Origin of the sequence: Algibacter sp. (assembly GCF_049667265.1) — a bacterium.
In the GTDB taxonomy this organism is placed as follows: Bacteria; Bacteroidota; Bacteroidia; order Flavobacteriales; family Flavobacteriaceae; genus Algibacter_B.
This window is the reverse complement of record NZ_JBATHX010000133.1, coordinates 1-10,947: the sequence shown is the minus strand read 5'-3', so window position 1 is coordinate 10,947 and position 10,947 is coordinate 1. Positions and strand designations below refer to the sequence as shown.

5 protein-coding genes are annotated in these 10,947 nt (G+C 33.1%); 3 read left to right on the top strand and 2 right to left on the bottom strand.

The features are described from left to right. The first annotated feature begins 547 nt into the window (after positions 1 to 547). From asnB to WBN21_RS04835, 3 genes are all read left to right on the top strand, one after another. Entirely contained in the window at positions 548 to 2,410 is a 1,863-nt protein-coding gene (asnB, locus tag WBN21_RS04845) for an asparagine synthase (glutamine-hydrolyzing) (protein WP_424198157.1), read from the top strand. Positions 2,411 to 2,440: 30 nt separating this feature from the next. Further along, complete coding sequence (locus tag WBN21_RS04840; protein ID WP_424198156.1) at positions 2,441 to 3,649, top strand: glycosyltransferase; 1,209 nt, start codon at positions 2,441 to 2,443, stop codon at positions 3,647 to 3,649. 450 nt (positions 3,650 to 4,099) lie between these two features. Beyond that, positions 4,100 to 6,340: a beta-glucosidase family protein gene (locus WBN21_RS04835; RefSeq protein ID WP_424198155.1), complete on the top strand. Its 2,241-nt coding sequence runs from the start codon at positions 4,100 to 4,102 to the stop codon at positions 6,338 to 6,340. Positions 6,341 to 6,450: 110 nt separating this feature from the next. On the opposite strand, the gene WBN21_RS04830 is transcribed toward WBN21_RS04835, so the two are convergent. Together WBN21_RS04830 and WBN21_RS04825 are read right to left on the bottom strand one after the other, a co-directional pair. Further along, positions 6,451 to 9,732, bottom strand: coding sequence for an FG-GAP-like repeat-containing protein (locus WBN21_RS04830; protein ID WP_424198154.1), 3,282 nt, complete (start codon positions 9,730 to 9,732; stop codon positions 6,451 to 6,453). A gap of 117 nt (positions 9,733 to 9,849) precedes the next feature. Beyond that, on the bottom strand, positions 9,850 to 10,947 hold a 1,098-nt coding region (locus WBN21_RS04825), incomplete at its 5' end, for a RagB/SusD family nutrient uptake outer membrane protein (protein WP_424198153.1).

The following is a 10,947-nucleotide window of genomic DNA, read 5'->3' as shown; positions in this document are numbered from 1 at the left end:
ACATTATGAAACGGCTTTAACGCCTTTGCTAAAAGTAAACTTTGCTTTTCTGCACCGCCTGGGCTAAGTGAGTTTATGGTAATACAAATATTCTTCTTTTCTGTCATTATGGGCTTTTACAACTTATATAACAACTCAAGCAATGTAATTACATATTTAAATTTAATAATCTTGACATTTTTAAATAAAGCAATGCTTTTCTTTAATGACAACATCGTAAAATATGAATCCAATTAACTTCAATAAATTGAAATGCAATTATAAAACTTTTCTTGAAATTTCATATCTATTTCAAGACAAAGGAAGCATAAATAGGATAAATGAAATAAAAGATCCCAATTCTAAGAATCGCGATGATAAATATAATATCTAAAACAGCTTTTTTTAACGAATGATGTTCATATTAAAGTTAGCATATTTTGAAACTCTTATATAAAAAAATGCATTTTAACGATGCGATTTTTCTTTAATAGAATAGTTTGCAGTAATACTTCCTTTATAGATTACCTTTGATTCTTTTTTACAAATTTAAACACCAGCTCTAGAAATGTGCGGAATATGTGGCAAAGTTAATTTTGATTTGGGGAAACCTGTTTTTCAAGATGAGATACATAAAATGACGGAATTGATTACCCATCGAGGGCCAGATGATAGCGGTTATTATGTTAAAGGAAATGTTGGTTTTGGGTTTCGACGACTGAGTATTATCGACCTTCACACAGGTCATCAACCTTTAGCTAATGAGGATGATAGTATTTGGATTGTTTTCAACGGAGAAATTTATAATCATGTAAGTTTACGGGAACAATTAATCGCCAAAGGACATAAATTCAAAACTGGTAGTGATACCGAAACCATTGTACATCTTTACGAAGAGTACGGTAGCGACTGCGTGAAACACCTTCGAGGCATGTTCGGTTTTGCTATTTGGGATGAAAAAAACAAAAAATTATTCTGTGCTAGAGACCGTTTTGGAATCAAACCTTTCTTCTACTACTTAGACCATGAAAAATTTATTTTTGGTTCAGAAATAAAGTGTGTTTTGAATCAGACAAAATCTACTTCTACTCTTTCAATTCCCATGTTAGATCAGTATTTAACGTATGGATATTCTTCTGGAGCAGGCACCATTTATCAAAACATACACAAATTAATGCCTGGCCATACTTTAGAAATTGAACAAGGTGGCAAGGTTAAAATAAACAGATATTGGGATATTCATTATACGCCTGACTATAGTAAATCAGAAGCAGACTGGTGTGAGCTATTAGATAACAAACTATCTGAATCGGTAAAAGCGCATTTAATGAGTGATGTGCCTTTGGGTGCGTTCCTTAGTGGCGGTGTTGACTCCAGCGCCATGGTTGCCTTAATGTCCAAAAATTCTAGTTCACCCGTTAAAACATTTTCAATTGGGTTCAAAGAGGAAGAGTTCAATGAATTAAAATATGCCAGAGAAGTGGCCAAAATGTATAACACAGAACATCATGAACAAATTGTTGAACCTGAGTCTGTTAGTTTATTACCACATTTAATTGATAGTTATGATGAGCCTTTTGCTGATTCTTCGGCAATTCCAACCTATTTCGTTTCAAAATTTGCAAGACAGCATGTAACCGTAGTATTATCTGGCGATGGAGGGGATGAATTATTTGCCGGATACAATAAGTATAATAGAATGATGAACATGCGTAACTTCAATGTGTTACCTGAAAACCTCAGCAAGCATTTTTGGGGAGGTATGCATAAAATGTTACCAAATAGTGTAAAAGGAAAAGGCGCCACATATTATCTCTCAAAACCTAAAGACAGTTTTCCTGCTTATTTATCGATATGGCAACAAGCTGAGCGATCAAAATTATTTAAGAAAGAACTTTGGCATGATATTAAGCAATCTCCTGCTGAACTAAACCGAATCAAAGGCTTTACCAATTCAGGATCTGACGACTTCTTATTCAATATGCAAAAAATGGACATGCAAAGCTACATGGTTGATGGTGTACTTACCAAAGTGGATAGGGCAAGTATGCAAAATTCACTTGAAGTTAGAGTACCTATTTTGGATCATGAATTTGCCGAATTAACGGCCAGAATTCCTTCTGAATTAAAAATGAAAGGCACCATTAAAAAGTACATCTTTAAGGAAGCCATGAAAAAACATTTGCCAGAATCTATCATTTCTCATAAAAAACAGGGCTTCAGTGTACCATTGAAAGCGTGGTTTAAGGAGGAATTAAAAGACTATGTTAATGACCGATTATTAGGCACAAAAGGGCCGTTATATGATTATTTGGACCCAACTTATGTAAACCAGATAGTAAACGATCACAACAAAGGTATGCGCGATTTTAACAACAAAATATGGTCATTGCTATTCTTGGATCAATGGCTTAATTCGCGAAACGGATAAAAAAAGTTTGTTGTCTACAAAAAAAATGAAATGAGTTTACAAAAAGAAAATCAACCTACAAAAGAGCATATTTTATACCTTGGAGAATCGGGATTCCCATATGGACTTGCCGCGACTCAGAGAATGATATTGATAGCAAAATCATTGCTAATCGAAAATTATAAGGTTACGGTGCTTTGCAGAAAAGGAAAACTGAATAAAAAAAACAACCCTGGTTTTGATGTTGAAGGCACTTTTGAAGGGATAAATTACCTATATACATCTGGTAATGTCTTTAAACCTGAAGGATTTTTAAAAAGAAATATCTCAAAAATAAAAGGAATAATTGGTGAATTTAAATATTTATACCGTTTAAAAAAGGCCAATAATATTACACTTGCTATAATCTCCAATCATAAAGTTATTCATGTTCTTCGCTACCGTCTTTATGCCAGTATTATTGGCTTCCCAGTAGTGCTTAATTTTGTTGAGATGAGATCTTCCATGCAGAATAGATCATCAATAGGGCAAAGAATTAATGATTATTTTATGGATAATTATTTTGTTAAGATGGTTGATGGAGCGATACCAATTAGTGATTACCTCATGGCTTACTATCAAAAAGTTTCGCCTAAAACACCTATTTTGAAACTTCCAATTATTAGTGATTTTGAAAAATTCGAATTAGAAAAGAGTAACGAGGAACCTTATTTTTTATATTGCGGAAGTATGGCTTACAGACAGGTAATAGATTTTATTTTTGAAGCCTATAAAAACATTCCTGACAATGAAAGTGCTAAACTGTACATGATAGTTAGTGGAGGAAGCAAAAAAGAGGTTGAACTATTACAACAAGAAGTAAATAATCAATTTGATGTTCCTAAAATTAAATTGTTCTCTAATATACCTTATGAGCAATTGGTTTATCTATATGTAAATGCGATAGCCTTACTTATTCCGTTAAGACCCACAGCACAAGATACGGCGCGATTTCCGCACAAAATTGGCGAATATTTAGCATCAGGAAATCCTATAATAACAACCAAAGTTGGTGAAATAAAAAATTATTTCGAGGATGAAAAAACGGCCTTAGTAGCGGACTCTTACGACGTTAGTGCTTATGCCGAAAAAATGGAGTTTGTATTAAAAAACCCTGAGAAATCTAAAGCCATTGGATTGAACGGAAAAGCATTAGGACTAAAAGAATTCGATTATAAAACCCAAGGAAGTAGACTAAGGAAGTTTTTAAATCAATTTTAAGGAGTTAAAAAACTCGGTTCAAATTTCATAAGTTTAAATTATCTCCTCAAAAAAGTGAATTTTAGTTGTTAGGATGTTACCAATCATGATATCAAGGATTATACTGTAAAACAAAACATATAATAATAAAAAAAGCCCTCCAAATATTTCAGTCTGGTGGTTAGTTACTAAAACTGAATAAAAAAATTTTAGATAAAGCTTGTCGTTTAATAATATAATTTGGCTGCAACATTTCATTAAACTGCCAATCGCTATTTAAAAGTCAAAGCATAAACCCTTTTTGAGTATTCTTCGTAAAATAAAAATGATTAATGCAACAAAAATCCTAATACTTGCTGTATTTGTTTTATACAAAATGTTTGGCATTAAGTATTTTTACTTCTAAGCTTCGGACACACAATTAATTTACTTTCGAAATGTACTCTTTTAATAAACGAAACCAATACATCTATGAAAATCACTTTTAAAGCCAATTATAACGTGTCCATTTTTCTAATATGTGCATTTTTAGGTCAAATACTATTATACGGACAACAAGATGTTCAAACTTCAAATAGGATTAATAAAACACAAAGCTCAATGTCTGACGATACTGAGGCGAAAATTGAAGAGATACTAAAAAAATTAACTTTAGAAGAAAAAGTAGCCATGTGCCATGCACAATCTAAATTTAGTACAAAAGGTGTTGAAAGATTAGGAATTCCAGAAATTTGGATGAGCGATGGACCTCATGGAGTAAGAGCAGAAATATCTTGGGATGATTGGTCTGACGCGGGTTGGACAAACGACTCCATTACGGCTTTTCCTGCTTTAACTTGTTTGGCTGCATCTTTTAATCCAGAACTTTCTAGTCAATTTGGTTTCGCTTTAGGCGAGGAAGCAAGATATCGTAAAAAGGATGTGCTGTTAGGTCCAGGAGTAAATATATATAGGACACCTCTTAACGGAAGGAATTTTGAATATATGGGTGAGGATCCTTTTTTAGCATCAACCATGGTTGTACCATATATTAAAGGCGTTCAAGAAAATGGTGTAGCAGCTTGCGTTAAGCATTACGCATTAAATAACCAAGAGCATAATAGATTCACGATTAATGTTGAAGCTAGCGATAGAGCATTATATGAAATTTACTTACCTGCATTTAAAGCTGCGGTTAAAGAAGCTGGAGTATGGTCTGTTATGGGTGCTTATAATAAATTTAGAGGGCAGCATACTACACATCATGAGTTGCTAAATAAAATTTTAAAGACAGATTGGGAATTTGATGGCGTAGTAATTAGTGATTGGAATTCAACACATGATACCATGGAAGCAGCGCTTAATGGCTTGGACATGGAAATGGGAACTGGTACTGATGGTCTTGGGGCAAATATTGCAAATCATTACGATTATTACTTTTTAGCCAATCCATTTCTAAAGAAATTAAAAAGCGGAGAAATTCCAGAATCTGTTGTGGATGATAAGGTTAGAAGAATTTTAAGGTTAATGTTTAGAACAAACTTAAGCGCTAATAGACCATTAGGTAAAGCAAATAATAAAGAGCATCATGATGTTGCTAGAGAGGTAGGAACAGAAGGAATCGTATTATTAAAAAATGAAGATAATTTTTTCCCAATAGAAGACAAAAAAGGATTAATAATAGCAGTAATTGGAGAAAACGCTACGCGCTCTATGACTAAAGGTGGTGGTTCGTCAGAGCTTAAACCTAAATTCGAAATTTCCCCTATAGAAGGCATTAAGGCTCGATTTAAAAATGCTACAATATTACATACTATGGGTTACGAATCTGGTGCTTTCAATTATGATAAAGTTTTACCCCCAACAATGAACCAAGATTCTTTAAGATTAGCTGCTATGGAAACTGCAAAAAAAGCAGATATCGTTTTATTTGTAGGTGGATTAAATAAAAATCATTGGCAAGATTGTGAAAGTGATGACAGGCAGCAATTTGGGTTGCCTTTTGGTCAAGAAAAACTATTAAATGATATTCATAAAGTAAACAAAAATATAGGAGTTATTCTAATAAGTGGAAACGCAGTAGAAATGCCATGGTTAGATAAAGTAAATGCATTAGTAGAGACGTGGTATTTAGGAAGTATGGCAGGGCATAGTATTGCAGATGTAATTAGTGGAGATGTAAATCCGTCAGGGAAATTGCCATTTACATTTCCAGCTAAATTAGAAGATAATGGTGCTCATTATTTTGGTGAAAAATCTTATCCTGGAGTAGATATGACACAACATTATAAAGATGATATTTTGGTTGGCTATAGATGGCATGATACAAAAAAAATAAAACCATTATATGCTTTTGGATATGGCCTTTCTTATACTTCTTTTAGTTTATCTGAAATTGAGATAGATAAAAAAGAATATACTCTAGAGGACTCAATAAATATATCTTGTACAGTAACTAATACCGGGGCTAAAGGGGGATCTGAGGTTGTTCAAGTATATATAGGAAAACCAAAATCAACAGTGAAGCGCGCTTTAAAAGAACTTAAAGGTTTTCAGAAAACAAATTTAAAATCTGGCGAAGACTCATCAGTAAAAATTAATATTCCAGTTAGTTCGTTAGCTTTTTATGATGAATCTATTTCTAATTGGAACTTAGAAAAAGGTGATTATATAGTGTATGTTGGAAATGCTTCAGATAACATTTCTAAAAAGATTACAATAACTGTTAAATAAGGTTTTTTAAGTCTCAAAAACTATTCGGTTTTTTTTTAAAGTGTTTAATTGGAGAGTTGATAGAATTACGTTTGACGTTAGTTGGATTTATAACTGTTTTTATTCGGTTCTTAATTTTTTAAGAACTGAACATAATCATTATTCTTTGCAGCAATAATATACTTTTGTCCTTTCACAGTTATTTCTGCTAAGTCTTTTGTGTCACCCTTTATGTAAACACCACTTTTAGTAGGTTTTATAGCCTTAAAAGTTCCATTTCCATTTCCTTTTAAAAAGTAACCAAAACTGGCATCATTTCTCGGGGTTTCAATTTCAGACACATATAAATTCCCTGCAATAAGCGCATCTAAATTTCCGTCGTTGTCATAATCATCAACTAAAACTTGATTGATGCTTGAAAATTGAGATTCAATTGGTAATTGATGTATTATAAATTGGCCATCCTTATTTTCTAAATACACACTAGCAAATGATTTTACTTGATAATGTAATGATGACTCTAAGGCCTCTTTGGTGTAAACATCAACCAAATTTGCTTCAGAAAAACTATTGTAATCCTTAAACTTTTGTTTAATACCAGGTATTTGTTGTGATGAACAAGAGCGCCCTCTTACCGGAACTTGCTCGCCTTCACTATAATAGCTCAAAACAATATCTTCTTTTTTATTGTTATCAAAATCATTTACATAAATATCGAATGTTTCATTTTCGGTGGCTTTGTATTTATAATTTAACCCATTGTTTCCAACAATAAAATCTACGTCTCCATCATTATCAAAATCACCTTCTTTTATGCTCCACCACCATCCCGTAGTATCATTATTTAATCCCATTTCTGAAGACACCTCTTTAAATTCGGTTTTCATATTTTTAAATACTTTAATTGGCATCCATTCGCCAACTATTATGATATCTAACCAACTATCGTTATCAAAATCGGTTATTACTGCACTAGTTGCCATCCCTAAATTTAAAAAGTCTTTGGCTTTGTTTTGTGTTTCGTTTACAAATACAACTTCTGTTTTTGTACTCTTATTCATCAACAAATAACTAGTAGCAGGAGCAGGATATTTCCCTGAAATTTGACGCCCAAGAACCAATAAATCTTGCTTCCCGTCCTTATCAAAATCGGCATTATAAACACGAGACCCGCTAGTTTTCATTTCTGGAAGTGCTGTTTTTACAAACTCCCCACTTCCATTATTTAGGTACAATCTATCTTGACATAATGTTGAATGACTAGCAAACTCGTAACCACCGCTAACCACATATAAATCGTTATCGCCATCGGCATCGACATCAAAAATAAGGGCTCCTACATCTTCACTTAATTTATCTTCTTTTAAAAATTCTATTGAAGCTTCACTAAAACCATCTTTTGTTTGAAAATAGATATTTCCTGGGTACCCAAAAGCACCACCAACAAAAAAATCATCCAATCCATCATTATTTAAATCACCTGTGGCCAAGGCTGGACCAAAAGCTGACATTTTATGAGGTAATAATACTTGCATTAAAAAATCGTCGTGCGTGTTTTCTATATGTTTGTGTTTTGGAAAAATATCATCTTCTAGTGTTTTAAATAAAGTAGGTTTGACAGGACTCTTTTTGCTTGAAAAACTGGCGTCACTATATTTTAAAACAAGATGCTGATTCGTTTTTACATGATTTAGAGTTTGAACTTTTCCATCTGTCCAAACCACTTTTAATGAGTCGATTTTTTTAGATGAATTTAATCCAAAATGAAGTTTTGTTGATACTGACGATTGAAAGCCTCTAGTAAGGGTAAGCTCTTGCATTTGTGTTTGTCCTTCAGCTGAAACATAAACACGGTTTCCTAAGCCAAAGGTGTTCTTTTCTTTCCCTTCAAACTGCAAGGTTAAATAGTTATTAATATTAGAGCTTTTGTTTTCGTAAACAGAGGCGTAATCATCTATATTATTGGTTATAATTTCTAAATCGCCATCATTATCTAAATCGGCATAGGCAACGCCGTTTGAAAACCCTTTGTACTCAATACCCCATTTTTTGTTTGCTTTTTCAAATTGAAGATGTCCTTTATTTTGAAAAATGAAATTATCAACTTTTTCGGAAGGCATCATTAGGCTTTTTTCTAAATCACTATATTTAGTTGAATCGTTTTTAGAATAGGTATTAAAAAAGTCGGTGTTATTTATTTCTCTTCTTACACCATTTGTAATGAATAAATCCTTGTTTCCATCATTATCAAAATCTGCAAAAACTGGTCCCCAACTCCAATCGGTTGAAGAAGTACCAGTTAACCTTGAGATATTTGAAAATTGCGGAATATCATTTTCTAATACACCTGTATTTAATTGCATACAATTATGCATGTATTGATAATGAAAGCCCATAAAAATCATTTCATTAAACACTTCGGGTTTCATGCTAGACATATTAGCCTTTTGGCGCCTGTTATTGTTGGCATCCATATCTGCCTGAAAAATGTCTAGGTTTCCATCATTATTAAAATCTGCTATATCAACGCCCATACCGTAAAATGCAGTATGACTTGTAGCTTTCTTAATAACATCTATAAACGTACCATCGCCATTATTAAGGTAAAAATAATCGGGTACGCTATAATCGCTAGAAACATATAAATCTTGCCAACCATCATTATTAACATCGCTAGCTACTACACCAAAAGAAAAGCCATAACTTTTTAAACCCGAAACTTCTGAAACATTTGTAAAAACATGACCATCGTTTCTAAATAATTTATCTGATTCCTGATCAGAAACCGTTTTCATTCTATTGAGGTAATCAAAATTTGAAGTATTAACATTAGAAATAGGATAATTTGCTACATACAAATCTAAATCGCCATCATTATCATAATCAAAAAAAGTGCCTTGAATGGAGTTGGCAGGATCATCAATCCCGTATTTTTCTCCTAGTTCACTAAACGAGCCATCGCCATTATTAATAAAAAGTTGGTTTCTTCTTTCGTTAGCAATTCCTGCAACCGAACAATAAATGTCTAAAAAGCCATCGCCATTAATATCCGCCATGGTAGAACCTGTATACCATCTAGAATCACCACCTACACTAGCTTTATTTGTAATATCCTCAAATTGAAGGTTTCCCTTATTTAAAAACAGTTTGTTTTGAACTTGATTTCCTGTAAAGAAAACATCTATTAAGCCATCGTTATTAATATCGCCTGTAGAAACGCCTCCTCCTGTATAAATGGAAGTGTAGTTAAAATAATTCATAGAATCATTTTCAATCAACATGTTTTTGAAATCGATTCCCGTAGAATAGGCATTTAAGCTTCTAAATATCTTATTTGTAGTTTGAGTTTTTTCGTTTACACAGCTTGTTAAAAACAGCAAACTAACAACAGTAATTACGAATTTATTTAACATGTTAAACCTTTTAATTGAGCGTATTAAAAATACAATTGTTCCTTAAATAAAAAAACAACGTGTTTTACCACGTTGTTTTTAAAACTAAACTAACTCAAATTATAAACTAACTTTTTATTAATATCCTGGATTTTGATCGTCTAAAGTTAATTCTGAATTTTTATCTATTTCTGTAATTGGAATAGGGAATAAATCATTTTTAGACGAATATCCGGTTCCAGATAATTCAGTTGAAGCAATACCCCAACGAACTAAATCCCAAAAACGTTGCCCTTCGTGAGCTAACTCTAAGAATTTCTCATTTACTATAGCGTCAAATAAAGCCGTGCCTGCTAGTGTGTCAGACACATTAGCTAAACCAGCTCTGAATCTTATTTTATTTAATTCAGTCCTTGCCTTACCATCTTGCCCTTCTGCATTATATGCTTCGGCAGCTAATAATAATACTTCAGCATATCTTAGCAATCTCCAGTTTGTGGTATAATTAAGTTCTCTCACACCATCTTCAGATGTGTCTGTACTTCTTGTGGCATATTTAATTCTTATGGCACCTTGGTAGTCTTCAATTTCACCTCCTGTAGCTTTAGAAGGATCTACAGCACCACCAGCGGCAATTAGTTCAGCTTCAGTCATTACTGTAGCTGCTTTTCTATTAACATCACCGGCTGCCTCAAAAGCATCCACTAGCTTACTTGATGGCATGTTAAAGCCCCAGCCATTTAAAAGACCAGTTCCAGTAACATCAAAAATTCCATCACCACGAGGTCCCATTAATTGTACATGTAAGTTACTCTCGTTTCTTCCTCCCCAGGCAATGTTACCCCAATCTCTTCCAGATGTAGATATATAACCCATTTCAAATAATGATTCAATACCAAATTCACTATTAACACTCCAAACATCTTCTGGATTAGTTTCTAAATCGTGTGCTGGATTAGAAATAACGCTTTCGAAATAAGGAATGGCTTCTAATGTTTTTCCTTGAAACACCAAAACTTTACCCATTAATGCTTGCGCAGTTCCTTTAGAGGCTCTAAAATATTCTGATGTAGATTTATCAGCCAATCCATTAATAGCATCGGTTAAATCACTTTCAATTTGTGCATATACATCAGCTCTAGCAGTTTTAGCAATACCAAAATCTTCTGCTACTTCCGGAACTGTTAATCTTAAAGGTATATCACCAAACATGGTGGTAAGTTCGAAATAACACCA